This is a genomic window from Streptomyces sp. NPDC048473, from assembly GCF_043200155.1.
Lineage (GTDB): Bacteria > Actinomycetota > Actinomycetes > Streptomycetales > Streptomycetaceae > Streptomyces.
The window spans coordinates 32,571-52,598 of the sequence record NZ_JBICXE010000043.1 but is presented as its reverse complement, the minus strand read 5'-3'; the positions used below and the strand labels follow the sequence as shown (position 1 = coordinate 52,598).

Sequence of the window (20,028 nt, the reverse complement as noted above, 5' to 3'; positions counted from 1 at the left end):
CGGTACATGGCTCGGGCGACGGCCAGACGGCTGCGGACGTTCGCCCACTGGACCGCCTGGGCCTCGGCGAGCGCGGAGGAGCGGGTCAGGGCGCGTCCGCCTGCGTAGTAGCGCACGCCTTGCTCTCCCACCCAGGCGACGGCGGCGCCGGTCTCGCCGAGGACGCTCATCGCCTGGTGCGTGATGCGGGTACCGGGGCCCAGGAGCAGGGTGCCGATGGTCGCCGACGGAATGTGGGTGGTGCCGTCGGCATCCTCAGCGGTGATGGCGTTGGCGTCCCGGTGCACCGTGCAGCGCTCCAGGTAGATGAAGGAGAGCCGTTCGCCGGTGCGGGTGAGGTGGCGCGGGGTGAGGGCGGTGCGCTGGGAGACCGTTGTCACCGTTTCACCCCGTGCCGGTGAGCGGTGCCAGGGTGAGGAGGCCGCAGCCGTAGGCCTTCGCCTTGCCGATCCCCTGTGTGAGGGTGTGGCGCAGCGCGGCGGGGTCGGTCACTTCGAGGCGGCCGTCGAAGGTGACCGACACGAGGCTGACGGGCTTCCCGCGGGTGCCGTCGTTGCTGCGGGACTTGTCGAAGGACAGGCCGCGCTTGTCACGGACGGTCAGTTCGTACCGGTCTCCGGGGTGCTCGTGCTTCTTGAACGTCGTTCCGCCGGGCAGTAGGCGTTTGTTGTCCGGCTTCTCGAGGATGCGGAAGCCTCCGCGCTCCTGGCGGTCGAGGAGCCAGGCCATCTGATGTACGGGATTCAAGTGGGCGGTGCGCTTTCGCGGCTCGTCCGCCTTGCGGCGGATGTGGTGGACGGGGTTGGCGGTCAGCCGGAACGCCCACTTCTCCCCCGCGGCCAGACGGTCGAGGAACGGAGCGTACGACCTGGTCTGCCAGCCGGGGGTCTCCGGGTCGGTGGCCGCTGCGGGCCAGCCGGCCTGCTCGACGAGGTGGGTCAGGTCGGGCCGGGCGGGGCTGACGATGTACAGCAGCACCTCGGCCCGCGCGTTCTGGTCCAGGCGCCACAGCACCCGCGGTCCTTCGGGGCCGGCCGTGTCCGTGGGGAGCAGACCGGGAAACGACGCCATGACTGCCGCGTGGAGTACCTGGGGGGAGGAGAGCAGGCGGCGGGCGCCGGGGCGCGCGGTATTGAGACGGAAGCGGGTCAGGAGCATCAGGCGCTTTCCTTCAGGGCATCGAACGGATCATGCCGGGGATGCCGGGGCGCGGCATCCGGGTTGGGGATGTCCACCGTCCTGCTGACCACGGTGCGCAGAGCGTGCCGACGGTGTTCGGCGGCGAAACTGAGAGGCTGGTCGCGCTGGAAGTCCGTGTCGTGCTCGTCCTCGTTGGCCTCGCGCAGGACCATGAGGGTCACCGTGGCCTCGCCTTGCCGGCGGTACCAGGAAGCCGCCTGCCATTCCTCGTCCGTCAGTGCCTGGCCGAGTGAGACTCCGTCGTAGAGCCCGAGTTCCACCGGGAGGGCCGGTGGGCAGGAGCGGCGGCCCAGGAACGGCGGGTACACCGGTGCGCGCAGGGCGGCGTGCAGGGCGGCGAGGAGTGCCCTGTCGCCCTCGAGGGCTGCGACGAAGACTGCGTCGGCGAGGTAGAAGCGCTCGGACAGTGGCAAGGAGGTACCGGTGACGCCGTGGTGTGCGGTCTGGAAGTCCCGTACCCGGGTGCCCGGCTGGTCGATGCGTACGCCGAACCGCAGTGCGCCCAGGTCGGCCAGGGCCTCGTCGTCGCCGCGTTCGATGCCGGAGGCCGCGGCGAGCATGCCGATCACGCCGCTCTTGGTCGGCGCGGACTCGGTGGTGCGGCGGGTGAAACGGGCGGAGGCCCCCCAGGATTGCAGGGGGCCTGCCAGCCGCAGGGTGAGCACGCTCATTAGAGGACCATCCCTTCTGCAGCCCTCTTCAGTAGGGTTGTGACCTCTCGGTCCCGGTGGGTGCACGGCCAAGTGCGCGAGCCGTTCGACGGCCAGCATGAGTTACGCCGGCCCCGCCGGACCGAGGCCGTCTGATCGGCTTCAGGGACACGCCCCGCAGAGGGCCGATTAATGAGCTTCCGGCAGACGTCCTCACCACCGGGCAGGTGCTCCGTCGACGTCACAGGAGTACTTCTTTCGTGTTCATCGGATGGGACTGGGCGACCGAGACCCACGACGTCAGCGTCATGGACAACTCCGGCACCCGCGTGGACCGCTGGGAACTGACACACACCGAGCAAGGCATCGAGGCGACCCTCAAACGCCTTGCCCGGCACGGGAGTCCGGCCGACTTGCCGGTGGCGATCGAGACGACCCGAGGCCTGGTCGTGGACCGGCTGCTGGCCGCCGGCCACCCGGTGGTGCCTGTGCACCCGAACGCCTTCCACGCCATGCGCCCGCGCTGGGGAGCCTCCAAGGCCAAGACCGACGCCGGGGACAGCCACAAGCTCGCCGACTACCTGCGCGCCGACGGCCACCAGCTGCGACGGCTGACCCCGACCGACCCCAGGACCCTGGAACTGCAGGCCCTCACCCGCCAGCGCGCCGACCACGTCGAGGCCAAGATTGCCGCCGTCAACCAGCTCGACGCCCAGCTCGACCAGCTGTGGCCGGGCGGCAAGGCGGTCTTCGCCGACCGCGACAGCGACATCGCCCTGGACTTCCTCGACCGCTACCCGAGCCCGCAGGCTGCCGCCAAACTCACCCCCGCCAGGCTGGAAGCGTGGTGCAAACGGCGCGGTTACTCCGGCAAGCGCACCGGCAAGCAGCTCATCGAGCGCCTGCGCGCCGCCCCGGCCGCCGCCACCCGGCTCAGCGAGGCCACCGTCGCCACGCTCATCCGCGTCCAGGTCCAGCTCGTGCGGGCCATGCGCGCCACGATCCGCGAGTTGGACCGCGAGATCACCACCGCCGTCGAAGTACACCCCTACGCGCCGCTGCTGGTCTCCATGCCCCGCATCGGGAAGGTCAACCTCGGCCAGATCATCGGTGAGATCGGCCCGATCCTCGAACGCGCCGAGTCCTGCGAGCAGTTCATCGCCGAGACCGGAGTCGTCCCCGTCACCCGGGCCTCCGGGAAGTCCCACGCCGTGACCTTCCGTTTTGCGACGAACCGGAGAGCCCGTGTCGCGATCACGACCTTCGCGGACAACAGCCGCCACGGCAGCCAGTGGGCCGCGAAGATCTACACCGACGCGCGGGCCCGCAAGAAGCGCCACCCCCACGCCACCCGTATCCTCGCCCGCGCCTGGCTCCGCGTGATCTGGGCCTGCTGGCGTGACGGAGCCTGCTACGACCCCGGGATTCATCAGACCAACGGGAAGATCAACACAGCCGACGACACCCTCTTGGCGGCATAGAGGTTGACTCAGGGAACTCATGCGGGCTTCTCCAGGCGCTCGGCGACGGCCTGGCCGATCGAGGTGACGAGCTCGGTGATGTTCGCCGATTCGGTTCCGATGCCGGCGAGCTTCTGTGTGTTCGGGCCGACACGGAGCACCCACGTGAGTGTGGAGTCCTCGTCTCCGTACGCCCGCTCGATGTCGGGGATGTACTCCGCCAGGCGCGCGGACGCCTCGGATACATGGCCGCCCTGGTCGCCGCGGACGGGCTCTTCGAACGCGGCGACGAAACTGATGGGGCGGGTGGTGCGGAGCTTGACGATCACGGCGTCAGGCAGTGTGTGGTGACCGAAGGTGTTGATCTTTCCGGTCGGCAGCGACTCGGTGAAGCCCTGGACGAAGGCTTCGACGGCGCGGCGCACCGGGGTGGTGCATGACTCGTCGTCGCGCAGTCCCTCGCCGAGGTTGGCGGCAAGCTGATGGACGCCGAGGGCTGCGTAGCGGTAGAGGGTTGCTGAGTTGAAGTCGACAGTGCCGATCATTCCGGCGCCCGGTTCCGCATCGTTGTTGCGGTCGTCGACGGCCGTGTAGTAGTCGGACTCGTTCTCGACGCGGTGGACGCTGATGGCATGGGCAACCTGGACCGCGGCATCGACGTTGATGTCGGCGGAGTCCGCGACCATACGGCCGAACAGTGCGATATCCACGGAGTGGCGGGTGTCGGCGATCTGCTTGGCCCGGGCCTTGTTGTCCTTGTCCTTCAAGAACGCCTTGATGTCGGCGGCGCCCTCGACGGCGAGACGGGCGAGTCCGTCGAGCTGGCGGGCGCTGAGGAACATGAGGTACTTGGACTGGGGCGCCACCTCTGCCGCACCGTCCTCGCCGGCTCCCTCCTTCGCAGAGCTCTTGCGCTTGGGTACCTCGATCTTCAAGCCCGTGGCGACGATGACCTCGGCTGCCAGCTTCAGCGCGTCGGCCTCCGCCAGTGAGGGGTCGACGTCGCAGATGTGGTCGGCCAGGACCTCGACGACCTTCTTGGTCCGCACGCCCAGTTCGCTCGGGTCCAGGAGACTCTCGGCCTTGAAGTAGTCCCGGGTGGCCTTCTTCCACGCCTGGCTGGAGACACGGGCCCGCGGCACTCCGCCGTACACTGCGGTTTTCGGAACACCGGTGTCGTCCCGGTTCAGGTTGCTGGGCGGGACGGTCTGCAGGGCGTGCACGTCGAGGTAGAAGCGGTTCACGAGGCGTCCTTGTCGGTGTGGGTCGTGTCAGGGGCAACAGCGGTGTCTGTGTTCGTGGCCGGGGCGTCGGCGGGCGTCTGTCCCTCGGCGTTCTGGTCCTCTTCGTGCCAGGCGTGGAACGACCGGCCCCATTCCCTGCGTACGTCGTCCGGACCGCCGGGCTGTTGCCAGCGGTAGAGCTGTCCGGCGAGCAGCGCGTAGTCGAGCGGGAACTGGTCGCGGCGCAGCAACAGGACGATGTCTCGCAGGCGCTGGGCGAGGGCGGTCAGATCCGGAGCTGTGCCGGCGCGGACCAGGCGTTTGCGCAGGGGTTCGTCGATCTCGCCCGGCTTCATCATGCGGCGCACGGCGGCGCCTACTCCGCGTGGCTTTCCGCGGCTGCCGCTCTGGTGCATCTTGGCTTCGCGTCGGGACTGCTGGTGCAGGGCCCACAAGGTGAGGGCCACGTGCAGGGCGTCTTCGGCGCAGACCAGTTCCCTCTCGCTCAACGTCTGGGCACCGTTGTGCGGTTCGTGCAGCGGTGTGACGTCGACGAGATTCCACAGGTCGGGGAGTTGTCCGGCTTCACGGCCCGCACCTCTGCGGAGCCTGGCGAGGGCTGCCACGGCCTTCGCTTCGTCAGCCTGATATCCGCGCTGGAGCGCGGTGATGCGGTCGCCGGCGAGCTGTTCGACGCGCTGGCGGACGGTGGGCGGAGCGGTGGCGGTCGTCATGCGTGCACCTTCGTGGCGGTCTCGGTCACCGGGGCGCTGCCCGCGCCCGGCGGCTGGTCGGGAAGATTCGGGTGGCCCAGGCACCTGTCCAGGCGGGATCGGAACCACTTGCCCGCGAGAGCGGAGTTGAGCCATTCGGTGCCGTTCTTGACCGGGATGGTCCGGCCTTGCCAGGCGGCGTCTCCGGCCTCGGTGATGAGCTGGTCGCCGAGCCTGCGCACGATCCGGTGCACCCGGCGCTGCCATTCGGCGCGCTGCTCGTACGGGTCCCCGTGTCCGTCCAGGCCGGCCAGCCACGTGCGGTACGGAGTGTCGAGCGCGGCGAAACCGAGATCGCGTGCCGTGGCACCGGGTCCTTCGGTCTGGGTGCCGGCAGCGCGGGCGAGGTCCGTGGCGAGGTCGCCGAGTGCCTTGACGGCGTCGTCGGCGTCGGTGACGGCTCCGACGGCCTGTTCGGCGAACTCGCGGTTGTGCTGGTGGAGCAGGACCACCGCGATGGAGATGTGGTCGTCGACGACTTCGTCGATGACGGACTGCTGCGTGCCGTACTGGGCGCCGACGATCCGGGCCCGGACGAGGAAGCCCTGCTCCAGCTCGCGATCCGTTACCAGACGCGCGATCCATTCGAGGACCCTGGGCCGCAGATGGTTCGCGGCTTCCGCGCTCTGGGACGCCTCGGCCCGGTCGGCGATCAGAGAGGCGATCCCCCGCCACGCCAAACGGGCCGGGTCGTGTTCGCGGGGCATGTAGACCAGGGGTTCGCCATGTTTCTTCTCCTGCGCCGTACTGCGCCGCCAGGCGGTCATCGGCTCGAAGCCGTGCTTGTTGCGCGCGGGGAGCGGGTCGCCGTAGCCGAGGACCACGCCGTGTACGCCGTCGGCGTCGGCGTGCAGGAGCAGGCGCCGCGACTGCCAGGTGTACAGGTCACGTACGCCCGTGGGTGGACGCTTCGGACTTTCGCCCGGCCCGCACGCCTCGCGCCGCCAGGCAGGAAGGTCGTCGTGGCCGTCGGAACTCAGGCCGGGGGTGTCGGCAGGAGCCACGAGGTTGAGCAGGAGGGTTTCCCGCAGTGTGTGCCCCTCTGCGAAGACTCCTCCGAGGTTGCCGGCCCAGCCGACTCCGAGCGGGTACACCTTGCCGCCCTTGACCCGGCTGTCGCCCGCGACGCCGGTCTTGATGCCGGAGGTGTCGTAGGCGTGTGTGTGGACGACCCAGCGGGCGGCCTCGGCGAACGTGAGCCGGTCGACGGCGGGCATCCTCGAGCTGAAGAAGGGCTCGCCGTTGGGGACATCGGCCACGATGCGATTGAGCGGGAAGACCTCGTTCTTCGCCGTGTGCAGCCCGGCGACCTGGAAGAACGGTGCATGGGCATCGAGCAGGTCGAACCGGCCGCGGTGGTCGTCGAGATAGGCGGCCAGGGGCGCGAAGCAGTCCTCGTCCGCCCATAAGTCTGCCCAGTGCTCGGCGTCTCGCGGTCCGTCGAGCGCGTCGTGGGCCAGGGCGAGCAGCAGGCGTACCAGGGCGAATTCCTGAGTGGGCAGGTCCCCGACGAGCCGGCGCAGGGCGCCGGCCTGCTCGAACACTTCACGCAGCGAGAGCTCGTCCTGGGCGCCGTTCAGTCTCAGCACCGGAACCCAGGGCTGAGTGGTCAGGTCGAACGACAGCACACCCGCTGTCTCTTCACTTGTTTCAGGCACTGGTTACCTCAAGACCGTCGCGCTCGCTGTACCGGAGTGAAAACCCTGCCAGACGGGTCTGACAATCCTCATCGAGCGCAAGAATCAGCTGGCCAGAGAGCCAGTGACTGTCCTTCACCTGCCAGGCGGGCACGTAGAGTTCCTCAAGCTCCTCGATCGCGCGGTCCATGACTTCGGCGTACGAGAATTGGATCGGCAGCCTCAGTCCGCAGCTTGCCGCGGCCCGTGCCGTTCTCGGCGGCGGCACCTGGTCCCGGGGCAGTTCCAGTCCCGCGAGCCGGTGGCCGTGGCGGTCCTGTGCCAGCCAGGGCACCGTCGCCAGCGATCCGTCGGCGCGCTGCTGCACGACGACAACTTCCAGACTTTCCCTGCTGTCGCGGACCTGGGCCCGCCCGGTCCTGGTGTCGTCCGCGTCGCCCACCCCCGCCGCCACCCACCCGAACAGCGGCCTGCCGTGCCTCCCGGCCTCCTCCAGCCGGAATACAGCGGCCCGCTCGGCCTGGTCGGCGCGGTGCCGCTCGTACCGTTCGAAGGCCTCGGTGATCGCTGGTATCCAGCTCTCCGGGCCTGCAGGGACGTCGGCGTATGCCGTCTGCACGAGCGGACTGATGTCGCCGGGCAGCCGTACCGGTCGGCTCGGCCCTTCCTCGAAGTGGGGCAGGAGCGCGGCCGCGGACCGCAGGAGCGCGTACGCCCCGTACACGGCGACCGAACCCCGCACCGGCGCCGGCACGTCGGCCTTCCAGTCGACACCGGTGACCAGACAGCGCGCCTGGCGCAGCCGCTTGGGACGTTCGTGCTGCCCCTCGCCCCGCTGATGCCGGTGGAGACGACCCATGCGCTGGAGCAGCAGGTCGACCGGGCAGAGGTCGGTGACGAGCACGTCGAAGTCGACGTCGAGGGACTGCTCGGCCACCTGGCTGGCCACGACGATGTGCGGCCCTGCGGGGCGGTCTTTCGCTTTGCCGGGTGGTCCGAAGCGTTTGAGGAGATCTGCGTCCTTCGCTGCCCTGTCGACGTCGATGAAACAAGAGTGGGCAACCGTAACGTTCTCGTCGCCGAACCTGGCCCTGAGCGCTTGCGCGGTCTCCAGCACCCGCTTGACCGTGTTGCGTACGACCAGTACGCAGCCGCCGCCGTCCAGCTCGTCGGTGAGCCGGCCGACGAGGACTTCCAGGTCGTCATCGATCCGCTCCAGGACGACGTCCGTGCCCCGGGCAGAGGCTTCAGGACTCCTCAGGACCGGCTTCCCGCCATGTGCCACGGCGGTCAGCAGAGGATAGGCGCGGGCCTTGCCCACAGCCTCGAAGTCCGTGGCACTGCGGGCTGCTTCGGCTTTGCCGCCCGCGTACGCCTCAACGAGCTCGCGGCGCCTGCCGGCGGGCAGGGTCGCGGACAGCACCACCACAGGCACCCGGTACGCGCCGAGCCACGACAGCACACGGTCGAGGTAGACGCTCATGTACGTGTCGTAGGCATGCGCCTCGTCGATGACGACGACTTTGCCAGCAACCGCAAGGTGACGCATCGCCAGATGGCGGCTCTTGAGCCCGGCGAACAGCAACTGATCGACGGTTCCCGCAACGAACGAGGACAGCATCGCCTTCTTGCGGCCACGCAGCCAGGCGTGTGCGACGAGCTCGGCGGGAGCGGCCCGTGTCGTGTCCGAGGGACGCCACTGCGCCTCCTCGGACGCGTCCACGTCGACAGCGACAATCCGATGGCCGCTCTCCCGCATCAGGTCGGCGAAGTCCTCGTTCAACGCGGCCTTCGAGTGGGCGAGCAGGACCGAGTACCGGGCGTCTTCGGCTCCGGGCAGCCGCTTGAGCCAGTCCAAGAGGCGGGGGAACATCGCATTGCCGGTGGCCATGGTCGGCAACGCGAAGAACACACCGCCCGCACCCGAGCGGGCAGCGAAGATCTCGGCGACCGCGAGGGCGGCCTCGGTCTTCCCCTCCCCCATCGGCGCCTCAATCACCATCAACCCCGGCTCGTCCATCGCCCGGGCCAGTTCGACGGCAGCTTCCTGCACCGGCCGAACCTTCGCGCCTGCCGGCAGACCAAAGCGGGACTCGAACAGTTCCTGAGCGTCGCCTGCGGGCTCCTCCGGGCACCAGGGCGCCGGAAGGTCCAGCCCGCGCCAGGCCGCGGCCACACGCTCCTCGCTGCTGCGGGCGACGTCCTGCGGGAAGTAGGGGAAGAGGTCGGCGTTGCTGGCGACCCAGTCGGCGACGATCACCAGTGCCGTGAGCAGCACCTGCACCGGCTGCGGCAGTTTCACCGACCGCCACTCATCCAGCCGGTCCCGTACGCCGTACTCGTCGGCGCACGCATCGAGCAGCACGTCCTGCACCCGCCGCCACTCGGCTCGGCTCGGCCCCGGGGAACGCAGCAGGTGCCCATGCTTGTGCAGGGCGGCGATCTGCCCGTGCTCCGGAGGCACCCCGTGGTGCCCTCCCACAACGACCGTGAACTGCCCGGTCTGCTTCACCGTCCAGCCGTGCCGCTCCTGCAGCCACTCCCCCAGCAACGCCTGCCCGGCCAGCCCATGCGGCGCGATCCTGCGGTCCGGTCCGATAGCTCGCGCCGAGCGCATCTCCAGCCCCTGCGCATGCATAACGTTCGCAAGCTGGTCGACCTGACAGGCGAACGCGGGCGTCGCCTTCCCGATGTCGTGCACCCCCGCCAGCCACACACCGAGCCGCCGCGCGTCCTGCTCACCGCCGGGCAGCGCCGAGGCAATCAACCTCCGTACGCTCGCGGGCAGCCACGCGTCCCACAACAGGCCGGCGACAGCGGCGCTGTCCTCCATGTGCCGCCACAGCGGCAGCCACCCATCGGAATCCCTGTCGTGCTTCGCCCACACCGTCAGAACCGGCCCGTCAAGCCTGCCCCGCAGGCCCGAGCGGGGTTCTCCCTTACCCGTCATGAAAGATGAATACAGGCAATTAGTGCTGCAGGGTGCCTATATGGCGAAGATTCAAGAAATCGCCTTCTGATCCCTGCGTAGTTCCGTGAAAGCAGGCGAGCAGGCTCTAGAATGATCGCTTTGCACTGCCATCGCCTGACGCCGAGCGGATAAGCCGAGGCCGTTATGCCTGTTTTGCCAGACTCGGTGAAAGTATGGGAAAACTACGTGCCCCCGCGATAAAGCCGCAGGTCGCGCAGTCTGCTCCCCGCACCCGCGGGGATGGTCCCGTCGAGCGCGTCAGGATCTTGTACTGGATTTCCTGCTCCCCGCACCCGCGGGGATGGTCCCATCGACCGGATCAACAGGGAGCGGCAGGAGCGCTGCTCCCCGCACCCGCGGGGATGGTCCCGCGCACGCGTCAAGGAACTCGCCGCCCACGCGCTGCTCCCCGCACCCGCGGGGATGGTCCCCCTTCGATCGGGTGAATGCGTGGTGGTGCGAGCTGCTCCCCGCACCCGCGGGGATGGTCCTCGTGGGATCTGGTCTGGGGCGCCGACGTCATGCTGCTCCCCGCACCCGCGGGGATGGTCCCGGGTCCGGATGATGATCCGCGCCCAGTCACCCCTGCTCCCCGCACCCGCGGGGATGGTCCCGGGGTTGCCCGGATGAACTGATACGCGGTGATCTGCTCCCCGCACCCGCGGGGATGGTCCCCTGGCCAACGATGTGTGGCACCACCTCGTCTACTGCTCCCCGCACCCGCGGGGATGGTCCCCGGCGGTGTCCGTCGACGATCCGCAGTCCCTTCTGCTCCCCGCACCCGCGGGGATGGTCCCCCGCTCGGTATGCACCAGGGCCAGGCGGCACACTGCTCCCCGCACCCGCGGGGATGGTCCCATCCTCCTGTCCGCTGTCGGCGTGGGTACTTTCTGCTCCCCGCACCCGCGGGGATGGTCCCGCACACGGCTACACGGACCTGGTGAGCAGGGGCTGCTCCCCGCACCCGCGGGGATGGTCCCGTCGGCCATCATCGCGACGGGTACGAGTGCGACTGCTCCCCGCACCCGCGGGGATGGTCCCGGCCAGGACGTCGCCGCACAGATCCTCTGGCTCTGCTCCCCGCACCCGCGGGGATGGTCCCTGGGGCGCCGACACCCTGCCCGGCGGCAACCTCTGCTCCCCGCACCCGCGGGGATGGTCCCTGCTCCGTGACGCGGTCGCCCGAGGCGAAGTCCTGCTCCCCGCACCCGCGGGGATGGTCCCAGGAGGTTCGGACACTGGCCCTGTGGACAGGGCTGCTCCCCGCACCCGCGGGGATGGTCCCAGGAGGTTCGGACACTGGCCCTGTGGACAGGGCTGCTCCCCGCACCCGCGGGGATGGTCCCTCCTGGCTAGCCTGCCCATTCACGTACAAGGGCTGCTCCCCGCACCCGCGGGGATGGTCCCGCAGCAGAAGCGAGCTCCGACTTGCCGCCCTGCTGCTCCCCGCACCCGCGGGGATGGTCCCGACGGCCCGTCCGTCGCGGCCGGGCTCGCCCGCTGCTCCCCGCACCCGCGGGGATGGTCCCTGGCGCAGGACCTCGCGCCGCTCGGCTACGAGCTGCTCCCCGCACCCGCGGGGATGGTCCCTCCAGCTCGCCCAGGGCGACACCGCCCGCGCCCTGCTCCCCGCACCCGCGGGGATGGTCCTCACCCCAAGGCGACCAACCTGAACGGTTTGGTCTGCTCCCCGCACCCGCGGGGATGGTCCCTTGGCGGCGTCACCGGACTTCATCAAAGGATCCTGCTCCCCGCACCCGCGGGGATGGTCCCGTGGCGGACGTCGCCGCGTACGGGCTGACCGTCTGCTCCCCGCACCCGCGGGGATGGTCCCCGCCGCGACCGGCATCGGCCAAGCCCTCGTCTCTGCTCCCCGCACCCGCGGGGATGGTCCCGACTTCGGGAGTCGCACGCTCGCGCGAATGTCCTGCTCCCCGCACCCGCGGGGATGGTCCCGCGGTCGAGGTCGGGTACGTCAAACTCGTGTCCTGCTCCCCGCACCCGCGGGGATGGTCCCTGCTCGTTCTGCTCCCCGCGCCCAAAGTGATGGACGCGCCCAACCGATGAACTGCCCAAATTTCGCGAACGATGATCCGTCAGTGTGGCTCTCGCGCTAGTCTCTGCTCGTCGACCACACCATGGATCCACATGGTCTCCAACTGTTTGGAGCGCAAGTGAGAGCAGAGCAACCAACTACCGTTCAAGATTTATGCGCTTCGGGCAGATCGGCGCACTGCCGCCTGCATCTAGCCCGCGCCGTCACCGTTAGCTCCATCGCCACGCTCGGGTCGCTCCTCATACTCGCAGGACTGCCTCTGCTCAAGGTGGCCCAACTGCTCAGCCTGTGCATCCTTCTGGGCACAGTGGTGCCGTTGGGTGGCGGGCGCAGGAGTCGTCTCGTTCGAACCATCACCCAAGGCATACTCAGCTCTGGCAAGTGATGTCCGAACATCTCCCCGCACCCGCGGGGATGGCCCCGATGAGCCGTCAGTGCATGCTCTGCTCCCCGCACCCGCGGGGATGGCCTCTCTCATTTAAGGAGGCTCCGCGGCTTCGATCCCGGTAAGCCGCTCCTCGCACCCGCGAGGATCTCCAGACAGGGCCGGTTTGGCGCCGCCCCGCACGGTCCTGCCCGCGAGCCGCATTCCCGTCGGTCTACGGGCCGAGGTCGTCGACGGGAGCATCGTTCGGCTGAGCGGGCCTTCATGCCGCGTCACCGTCTCGGCGCAGGGCAGGAGCGTCGACGCCACAGTCCGCGCGGGCCGCGCGACCACGGTCACCGTGCCTCGTGCCAGGGCGTACCCCCTCGCCGACCTGGCACTCGGCCGCACCGCCTTCCCGACCGCGCCGCTTCCGCCCGGCATGACGGACCCACAGGCCGCGGTCGACGGAGACGAGGCGACACATGGACCGCCGGTCCCGACGGCCGCATGGTCGTCGACCTGGGCGCCGCACAGCGCATCAGCGAGATCCGCGCCCAGTGGCGAGGCAGCCGCATCCCGGCCTCACAGGTGGAGTTCAGCCTGGACGGCCGTACATACATCGACGCGGCACGGCTGCCGGCGGGCGGAGCCCTGCGCACCGACCGCACGGCGCGCTACGTGGCGCTCCGGGTCATCTCCTCGGCCGGAGGCTCCGCCGCCCTGACCGCCTTCACCGTCACGTCGTGATGCCCGGCTGCCGACGGAATGCGTTGTTCGTGCCAGTTTGTACGTCATCTTCAAGCGCCGAGATTGGCTCTGAGTCCAAGATGGCCCGCTGGGGCAGAGGTGCGCGGTATGCGACCGAGTCGCAGACGTACGAGTCCGTGGCCGTCGCCTTCCGGGCCGCACAGTCCGCGTACACCTCCTGGGAGGAGTTCTCCGACGGGCACGGCCTCGGTCGCTGCCTTCACTTCGACGAGGAGGAATTCGGCCCCTGGTGGACCACGGTGCTGGACGCACACCGGGCACTGACCACGGATCCAGGGAGCCCTTGGCGGACGCCGCCCTTCCTCGCGCACCCTTCCCGGCGAACGAGGCCCGGTCAGGTCGACGGACCGACGTTCGGGTTCTTCGACCGGGTCCGCCATGGACCAGCGGCGCGGTGCTCATGTCAGGACGGCGGGCTCCCAGGCCCGGTCGACCACCCGCACCAGCCCCAGGTCGGTCAGCTTCACCTGCGGGGAGACCGGGAGAGTCATGGTCGAAATGGACATGAATGCGTTCCGGTGCACCCAGCCCCAGCGGTGCAGGGCGTCGCGGATCGCGGCCGCGCCGTGGGACACCTCCTCAGCGGGACGGTCGGACAGGACCCCGGCCACCGGCAGCGGCAGGTGCACCGGCTGATCGCCCGTGGCGATCACGCAGATCCCACCGTGTGAGGCGATGACACGGTTGGCGGCCTCTTGCAGCGCTGCGGACGTAGTGGCGGTCACCGTCAGGTTGTGGCTGTCGTGCGCGTACGTGGTGGCAACCGCTCCGTCGGACAGCTCGAAGCCGACCACCGGAGCCATCGTGCGCCGCCCGCTGCGGTGGTGGCGTTCGAACACCGCCAGTACTGCGGTGCGACCCTCCCATTGCACGACGCCGTCCCGCACCGGAAGGACGACCTCGGCGGGCTCGGTGAACGTGTCCACCGGATTGACCCGCAGGGCCCGGAAGACGTGCTCGCCGTCCGGCAGGTCCACCGTCCAGGCGCAGCCGTCCGCGTCCAGCGGGTCGAGGTGGACGGAGTCGGCGAAGGGGTTGCCGGACAGGTGCGCGGGTGCGCTCTCCTTGACCGGCTCGCCCCCGCAGACGACCATGACCGGCGTGAAGTCGGCCAGGTCGCGCAGCAGCACCAGATCCGCGCGCCGTCCGGGGGCCACCACTCCGCGGTCGTCCAGGCCGAGGCGGCGGGCCGGGTGCAGGGTCAGCGCGCGGAGCACCGTCAACGGGTCCATACCGGCACCGACGGCGACCCGCGCGATGTGGTCGAGGTGGCCGCGCTCGACGATGGCGTCCGCCGCGAGGTCATCGGTGACCAGGCAGAAGTCCGGCTGCACCGGCAGCGTGGCGAGTCTGCTCACCAACTCCGGGGTGAGGCACTTCTCCTGCAGCATCAGCAGCATGCCGAGCCGGGCCTTCTCGACCGCGACCTCCGGGGAGTTCTTGGTGTGGTCGGAGTCGATGCCCGCCCACAGGTACTCGCCCAGGTCGTCGCCGGAGAGATTGGGGCAGTGCCCGTCCAGCCGTACGCCTTTGGCACGCGCCGCTGCGACGATCTCGCGCATCCGGCGGCTGCCGTCGACGACGGCCCTGTAGTCCATCACCTCGCCGAGCGTGGTGACACCCTCCCAGTCCAGCATGTCGGCGATGTCGGCGGCGCTGAGCGCGGCACCCGCCGTCTCGAAGCCCTCCAGGGCCGGTACGCACGAGGGCACAGCCCAGTACATGGACTGCTGGGCGCCGCGGCCCTGTTCGATCATCCAGGCCATGGCCTCGCGCCCGGCGACGTTGACGATCTCGTGTGGGTCGGCGAGCACCGTCGTGGTGCCGCGGGGCAGCGTGATCCGCGCGAACTCGCGCGGTGCGAGCAGCGAGCTCTCGATGTGCATGTGCGCGTCGACATAACCGGGCGCCACCAAGAGGCCATCGGCGTCGATGACTTGGCCGGCGTCGATCTGTGTGCCGGGGCGCAACAGGGCGCGGATCAGGTCGCCGGTGATGGCGACATCGGCAGCGGTCTGTTCCCCGGTGTGTACGGAGACCACGCGGGCTCCGCGGATGAGCAGGTCGCAGTGGCTGGGCGCAGGCATCGACGGTTCTCTCGTTCGGTCGTCGGCTTCGGTGGTGAGCGTCGGTCGTCGGGTTCGGTTCAGCAGGGTCAGCAGACGTGTCAGTGTCAGCGGATCGCGGAGGAGGCCCGATATCAGCCTCAGCGAATGGGCTCGTGGGCGTCGGCGCCGTAGTGGCGCAGCAGGCGGGAGACGAGGAAGGCACGGAAGGCATCGGTGTCGACGCCGGTGGCCACCTTGGCGTTGTGCGGCAGCCCGGTGCGTCCGTGCACATCGGCGATCAACTTGCCGCGGGAGAACTCGCCGCCGCACTCCACCGTCACCCAGGCGTCGGTCCACTCGATCAGGTCGGCGCGTACCGTGGCGGCCACTGCCAGAGCGTCGTGGACCGCGCAGGCGGCGACGCCGTGGCGCTGCTCGTACCGGGTGGCGAGGTGGTCGAGCATCCGGCCTGCCGCACCGGTGGCAGGCGCGCCGTCGGCCAGCAGCTGTTCGATGTCGGACCGGGTCGTCAGCGCCTTGCGGGTCACGTCGAGCCCGACGATCCGCAGCGGCACCCCGGCCTCGGTCACGAACCGGGCGGCCTCGGGGTCGGCGAAGAAGTTGAACTCGGCCGACGGCGTGACATTGCCCGGTGCGAAGGCCGCTCCGCCCATCAGCACGATCTCCTTGATCGACGAGGCGGCCTCCGGGTGGGCGTGCAGCAGCGCGGCGATGTTGGTGAGCGGCGCTGTGGCGATCACGGTGGTTCCCGCGGGCCCTCGGTCCCGCAGCTGCGCGGCCAGCCATGCGACGGCGTGCGCCGGGTGCGGCGTACGCGCCGACGGAGGGAGATGTACGCCACCGAGCCCGCCCGCGCCGTGCACGGGCTCGTCCGGGATGCGAACGGCACGGGCGATCGGCCCCGCATGCCCGCGTACCACGGGCACCTGCGTGTCCACACCGATCAGATCGCACAGCCGCAGCGCGTTGTCGACGACCTGCCCGATCCCGACGTTCCCGGCGACGGTGGTGATGCCGGTGACATCGAGCTCGGGCGATGCGAAGGCCAGCAGCAGTGCGACGGCGTCGTCGATACCGGGGTCGCAGTCGATGACGACCGGCTGCGGGCGTGTCACCCGGACACCTCGCGCTGGAAGCGGTCGACCCACTCGTCGTTGTTCTTCACGGCCAGCGTCAGATCGGGGATGGTGAAGCCGGCCGCCGTGGGGTCGGTCGCCGCGTCGCCCACCACGTCGGTGATCTCCGCGGGAATCTTGGCGTCCTTGTTGACGGGCTTGTCGTGGAAAGTCGCTGCGGCCTTCTCCTGGACCTTCGCCGACAGCAGGTAGTTGATGAACTTCTCCGCGCCCGCCTTGTTGTGCGCGCCCTTCACCAGCTGCGCGGTGTTGGAGACCACGTACCGGCCCTTGTCGAGGGGCGCCCAGGCGATCGGCTTGCCCGCCTTGACCGGGTCGATGGCGAACAGGTCGAGCGCCGGGGCCATCTCCACCTCGCCGCGGTCGAGCAGGCTGACGAGTTCGGTGCTGCGGCTGAAGTACTTCAGTACGTTCGGGGAGTTGGCGGCGAGCTGCTTGAACGCCGTGTCGGTGTCCTCGGGGCCCGAGCCGTAGGTGGCCGCGGTGGCGTAGAGGAAGGGCACTCCGGCGCTGGTCGAGATGTCGGGGATGGCGATCTTGCCCTTGTACTCGGCCTTCCAGAGGTCCTTGATGCCGGGCGCCTTGTGGACCTTGTCGGTGCGGTAGAGCATGCCGAGCAGCTGGTACGTGTACGCGGGTGCGTAGCCGTCCTTGTCCTTGGCGAAGTCGTGGATCTTCTTGAGGTTGGGGACGGCCGACGGGTCGATCTTGTCGAACAGTCCCTGCTCACGGCCCCGCTGGGCGAACAGGTCGGAGATCATGGCGACGTCGACCGTCGGGCTGCTGCGGTTGATCTTGAGCTTGGTGAGCCGCTCGGCGTTGTCGCCGCTCTCGACCTGGACGTCGATGCCGGTCTCCTTCTCGAACGGCTTGACGATGTTCTTCTCGAACAGGTCGGCGCCGAAGCCGAAGGTGGAGACGGTCAGCTTCTTGGGGTTCTGCTCCCCCGCGGCCGATCCGGCGCAGCCGGCCAGCGGGAGGACCAGCAGGGTGGCGGCGGTGGTGGTGGCGAGTCGTCTCATGAGGTGGGCAGCTCCTGCTTCGTCCGGGGGAGGTCGATGGTGTGCGCGGCGGGGAGATGGAGACGCACCTGCCGGCCGGTGTGCAGCTCGAAGTCGCTGCTGGTGGCCAGGACGGTGCGGCCCTGGGATACGGCGGTGACGACGCAGTCGGTGCCGCGGAACCGTACGGCGGTGAGCACGGCGTCGACCGTGGTGCCGCCGGAGGGTGTGGGGGACTCGGGGGTGAGTACCTCGACGTGCTCCGGCCGGATGGTGACCGTACGGCCGTCCGGCAGCTCGACGAAGTTCTCGTAACCGAGGAATTCGGCGACGAAGCGGTTGGCAGGGGCGCGGAACACCTTCCGCGGGGCGCCCTGTTGGGCGACCGTGCCCTGATCGAGGATGACCATGTTGTCGGCGAGCTCCAGGGCCTCCTCCTGGTCGTGGGTGACCAGGATCGCGGTGAGCCCGGTCTCCTTCTGGATACGGGCGAGTTCCTGGCGCATCTGGATGCGCAGCCGCGCGTCGAGGTTGGACAGGGGCTCGTCGAGGAGGAGTACCGATGGGCGTACGGCGATGGCGCGGGCCAGTGCGATGCGCTGCTGCTGGCCGCCGGACAGCTGCTTGGGCTTGCGGCCGGCGAGGTGGGACAGGCCGACCAGCTCCAGCGCCTCGCCCGTCCGGGTGCGCAGCTCGCCGTCCGGGATGCCCCGCATCTTCAGTCCGAAGGCGACGTTCTTCTCCACGGTCATGTGCGGGAAGAGCGCGTACGACTGGAAGACCATGCCGATGTTGCGGCGCTCCGGGGGGAGCCTGGTGGCGTCCTCACCCTCCAGCAGAATGCGGCCCGCGGTGGGCTCCAGGAATCCGGCGATCATGCGCAAGGTGGTGGTCTTGCCGCAGCCGCTGGGGCCGAGCAGCGCGGTGAACTCCCCGCGGCGTACGGTCAGATAGAGCTCGCGTACCGCTGCCGTGCCCGCGAACTCCCGCGAGACGGCGTCGAGTTGAACCACTGGCGTCATCGTCGTGTTCCTGTCGTTGCGTACTGTGCTCACCGGCTGAAAACCTTGTTGAATCCGACGAGGCGCTCCGTCAGCAGGGCCGCGCCGACCGTGGCGGCGAGCAGGAGTGTGCTCACCGCGGCCACCATGGGGTCGTAGGAGAACTGGACGTAATTGAGCATCTCGACGGGCAGCGTGGAGATCCCAGGCCCCTTGAGCAGCAGTGACAGCGGGACGTTGTTGAAGGAGGTCAGGAAGGACAGCACGGCCGCCGATACGATGCCGGGCGCCATCACCGGCAGCGTGATCGCGAAGAACGTCCGCAGGGGTCCGGCGCCGAGGCCCCGGGCGGCCTCTTCCAGCGCGGGGTCCGACAGGGCGAGCGAGGCGCCCGTGACACGTACCGCGTAGGGCAGCAGCAGGACAGTGTGGCCGATCAGCAGCGCGCCGAGCGCGGTGATCCGCATGGTCACCATGAGCTGCTGGAAGAGGGCGAAGCCCACGACCAGTTCGGGGACGATCGCGGGTGAGAGGAAGAGCGTCTCGACCGCCTTGTGGCCGCGGAACGTGTGGCGCTGCACGGCCAGGGCCACGGGGATGCCCAGCACCAGCGCGAACAGCGTCGCCCCCGCGGCCACCAGCAGACTGGTCAACAGGCCCTGCTGGAACGAGGCGTTGGACAGCGCCTGGTCGAACCAGCGCAGCGAGAAGCCGGGCGGCGGGAACTCGACGGTGTCGCCGGAGGAGAAACCGATGGCGACGACCAGGAGGATGGGCCCGAGCAGAAAGATCATCGCCAGGGCGGACAGGAGGGAGAGAACGGGGCGTCGGCGTATCACGACGTGGCCACCTTCGCCGATATCTTGCCCGAGGCCCAGCCGACCACGAGCACCAGTACGGTCATGATCAGTGCGACGGCGCTCGCCCCGCCCCAGTCCAGCTTCACGTTCGCGTAGTCGTAGAGCAGCGTCGCCAGGGTGCGGTTGCGGGAGCCGCCGAGCAGCAGCGGTGTGGTGAAGGCAGTGACCGCTCCGGCGAACACCAGGGTCGCTCCGACCAGTACGCCGGGCAGGGCGAGCGGCAGCACGATGTGCCGGAAGGCCCGGCCGCGGCTCGCGCCGAGGCCGCGGGCGGCGTCCTCGAGGCCGACGTCGATGTGCGACAGCGAGCTGTACGAGGTGAGGATCATCAGCGGCATGAACAGCTGGGTGAGACCGGCGACCAGGGCGAACTCCGTGTAGAGCAGCTCAGGCGGACGGTCGGTGAGTCCGGTCGCCAGGACGACATCGCTGATGAGGCCGTTGCGGCCGAGGATGACCAGCCACGAGAAGGTCCGCACCACCGTGCTGAGCAGCAGCGGGAAGACTGCGAGCGCGAGCAGCAGGCCCTGGCGGCTCTTGGGAGCACGCGCGATGAGATAGGCCGTCGGGAAGCCGAAGACCAGACAGACGAGGGTGACGATGACGGCCACGCGTACGGTCCGGGCGAGCACGCCCAGTACGTAGCTGTCGGTGAGCATGGCGCCCAGCTTGCCGAGCACATCGGGGTGGTCGGCGGCGGGCGGCGCGAAGAGCGTCACGACGAAGGGGAACGCGAAGCCGAAGGCCAGCAGGGCCAGGCCGGGCGCGAGCAGCAGCCCCAAGGTGGCCTTCCGGGACACAGCCACGCCTCCTCTCGTAGATTCCTACAACCGGTTGCTGCAACCGGTTGCAGCAA

The 20,028-nt window shown here is 69.5% G+C and carries 15 protein-coding genes, 1 pseudogene and 1 CRISPR repeat array; of the genes and pseudogenes, 3 read left to right on the top strand and 13 right to left on the bottom strand.

Going from position 1 to position 20,028, the window contains the following annotated elements; all coding sequences use genetic code 11:
- From ACGFU7_RS39415 to cas5e, 3 genes are all read right to left on the bottom strand, one after another.
- On the bottom strand, nt 1–380 hold a 380-nt coding region (locus tag ACGFU7_RS39415), incomplete at its 3' end, for a CRISPR-associated endonuclease Cas1 (RefSeq protein WP_393702685.1).
- A 4-nt stretch (nt 381–384) separates the two neighbouring features.
- Nucleotides 385–1,158 carry a type I-E CRISPR-associated protein Cas6/Cse3/CasE gene (gene cas6e / locus ACGFU7_RS39410; protein WP_393702683.1) on the bottom strand — a complete coding sequence of 258 codons (774 nt, stop codon included), beginning with the start codon at nt 1,156–1,158 and terminating at the stop codon, nt 385–387.
- Nucleotides 1,158–1,871 (bottom strand): type I-E CRISPR-associated protein Cas5/CasD, encoded by a 714-nt coding sequence (cas5e, locus tag ACGFU7_RS39405; RefSeq protein WP_393702682.1) that lies wholly within the window; start codon nt 1,869–1,871, stop codon nt 1,158–1,160. Before cas5e ends, cas6e begins: the two co-directional genes overlap by 1 nt.
- A 239-nt stretch (nt 1,872–2,110) precedes the next feature.
- Between cas5e and ACGFU7_RS39400 the strand changes: the two genes are divergently transcribed.
- On the top strand, nt 2,111–3,331 hold the full coding sequence (locus ACGFU7_RS39400) for an IS110 family transposase (RefSeq protein WP_393702680.1): 1,221 nt from the start codon (nt 2,111–2,113) through the stop codon (nt 3,329–3,331).
- A 17-nt stretch (nt 3,332–3,348) separates the two neighbouring features.
- Here ACGFU7_RS39400 and cas7e read toward each other — a convergent pair whose 3' ends face one another.
- The 4 genes from cas7e to cas3 are packed head-to-tail and all read right to left on the bottom strand — an operon-like array spanning nt 3,349 to nt 9,893.
- Complete coding sequence (gene cas7e, locus ACGFU7_RS39395; protein ID WP_393702678.1) at nt 3,349–4,554, bottom strand: type I-E CRISPR-associated protein Cas7/Cse4/CasC; 1,206 nt, start codon at nt 4,552–4,554, stop codon at nt 3,349–3,351.
- Nucleotides 4,551–5,267 (bottom strand): type I-E CRISPR-associated protein Cse2/CasB, encoded by a 717-nt coding sequence (gene casB, locus ACGFU7_RS39390; protein WP_393702677.1) that lies wholly within the window; start codon nt 5,265–5,267, stop codon nt 4,551–4,553. Before casB ends, cas7e begins: the two co-directional genes overlap by 4 nt.
- Nucleotides 5,264–6,964, bottom strand: a complete 1,701-nt coding sequence (gene casA, locus ACGFU7_RS39385) for a type I-E CRISPR-associated protein Cse1/CasA (protein ID WP_393702676.1) — start codon at nt 6,962–6,964, stop codon at nt 5,264–5,266. The genes casB and casA overlap by 4 nt, the downstream gene beginning before the upstream one ends.
- On the bottom strand, nt 6,957–9,893 hold the full coding sequence (gene cas3 / locus ACGFU7_RS39380; RefSeq protein WP_393702674.1) for a CRISPR-associated helicase Cas3': 2,937 nt from the start codon (nt 9,891–9,893) through the stop codon (nt 6,957–6,959). Before cas3 ends, casA begins: the two co-directional genes overlap by 8 nt.
- A 240-nt stretch (nt 9,894–10,133) precedes the next feature.
- Nucleotides 10,134–11,931: direct repeats of the CRISPR family, unit length 29 nt; unit sequence CTGCTCCCCGCACCCGCGGGGATGGTCCC.
- Nucleotides 11,932–12,844: 913 nt separating this feature from the next.
- Between cas3 and ACGFU7_RS39375 the strand changes: the two genes are divergently transcribed.
- Nucleotides 12,845–13,084 (top strand): discoidin domain-containing protein, encoded by a 240-nt coding sequence (locus ACGFU7_RS39375; RefSeq protein WP_393702672.1) that lies wholly within the window; start codon nt 12,845–12,847, stop codon nt 13,082–13,084.
- Nucleotides 13,084–13,395, top strand: a pseudogene (locus ACGFU7_RS39370) (DUF1266 domain-containing protein); the annotation flags it as partial. The gene ACGFU7_RS39375 and the pseudogene ACGFU7_RS39370, both read left to right, overlap by 1 nt.
- Before the next feature lie 108 nt (nt 13,396–13,503).
- On the opposite strand, the gene ACGFU7_RS39365 reads toward ACGFU7_RS39370, so the two are convergent.
- The 6 genes from ACGFU7_RS39365 to ACGFU7_RS39340 form a co-directional block, all read right to left on the bottom strand.
- Nucleotides 13,504–15,192 carry an adenine deaminase gene (locus ACGFU7_RS39365; RefSeq protein ID WP_393702671.1) on the bottom strand — a complete coding sequence of 563 codons (1,689 nt, stop codon included), beginning with the start codon at nt 15,190–15,192 and terminating at the stop codon, nt 13,504–13,506.
- A gap of 119 nt (nt 15,193–15,311) precedes the next feature.
- Nucleotides 15,312–16,289, bottom strand: coding sequence for a nucleoside hydrolase (locus ACGFU7_RS39360; protein WP_393702670.1), 978 nt, complete (start codon nt 16,287–16,289; stop codon nt 15,312–15,314).
- Nucleotides 16,286–17,332, bottom strand: a complete 1,047-nt coding sequence (locus ACGFU7_RS39355; protein ID WP_393702668.1) for an ABC transporter substrate-binding protein — start codon at nt 17,330–17,332, stop codon at nt 16,286–16,288. The genes ACGFU7_RS39360 and ACGFU7_RS39355 overlap by 4 nt, the downstream gene beginning before the upstream one ends.
- The gene (locus ACGFU7_RS39350; RefSeq protein ID WP_393702667.1) at nt 17,329–18,333 is read right to left on the bottom strand and encodes an ABC transporter ATP-binding protein; all 1,005 of its coding nucleotides are present in this window, start codon (nt 18,331–18,333) and stop codon (nt 17,329–17,331) included. Before ACGFU7_RS39350 ends, ACGFU7_RS39355 begins: the two co-directional genes overlap by 4 nt.
- Nucleotides 18,334–18,362: 29 nt before the next feature.
- Entirely contained in the window at nt 18,363–19,151 is a 789-nt protein-coding gene (locus ACGFU7_RS39345) for an ABC transporter permease (protein WP_393702665.1), read from the bottom strand.
- Nucleotides 19,148–19,978, bottom strand: a complete 831-nt coding sequence (locus tag ACGFU7_RS39340) for an ABC transporter permease (protein WP_393702663.1) — start codon at nt 19,976–19,978, stop codon at nt 19,148–19,150. The genes ACGFU7_RS39345 and ACGFU7_RS39340 overlap by 4 nt, the downstream gene beginning before the upstream one ends.
- Between the last annotated feature and the right edge of the window lie 50 nt (nt 19,979–20,028).

What these genes read in the sequence shown, in the direction of transcription:
- ACGFU7_RS39375 (WP_393702672.1), top strand. Translation starts at nt 12,845, where the DNA reads ATGGTCGTCGACCTGGGCGCCGCACAGCGCATCAGCGAGATCCGCGCC.
- ACGFU7_RS39365 (WP_393702671.1), bottom strand. Translation starts at nt 15,192, where the DNA reads ATGCCTGCGCCCAGCCACTGCGACCTGCTCATCCGCGGAGCCCGCGTG.
- ACGFU7_RS39355 (WP_393702668.1), bottom strand. Translation starts at nt 17,332, where the DNA reads ATGAGACGACTCGCCACCACCACCGCCGCCACCCTGCTGGTCCTCCCG.
- ACGFU7_RS39350 (WP_393702667.1), bottom strand. Translation starts at nt 18,333, where the DNA reads ATGACGCCAGTGGTTCAACTCGACGCCGTCTCGCGGGAGTTCGCGGGC.
- cas3 (WP_393702674.1), bottom strand. Translation starts at nt 9,893, where the DNA reads ATGACGGGTAAGGGAGAACCCCGCTCGGGCCTGCGGGGCAGGCTTGAC.
- cas5e (WP_393702682.1), bottom strand. Translation starts at nt 1,871, where the DNA reads ATGAGCGTGCTCACCCTGCGGCTGGCAGGCCCCCTGCAATCCTGGGGG.
- casB (WP_393702677.1), bottom strand. Translation starts at nt 5,267, where the DNA reads ATGACGACCGCCACCGCTCCGCCCACCGTCCGCCAGCGCGTCGAACAG.
- cas6e (WP_393702683.1), bottom strand. Translation starts at nt 1,158, where the DNA reads ATGCTCCTGACCCGCTTCCGTCTCAATACCGCGCGCCCCGGCGCCCGC.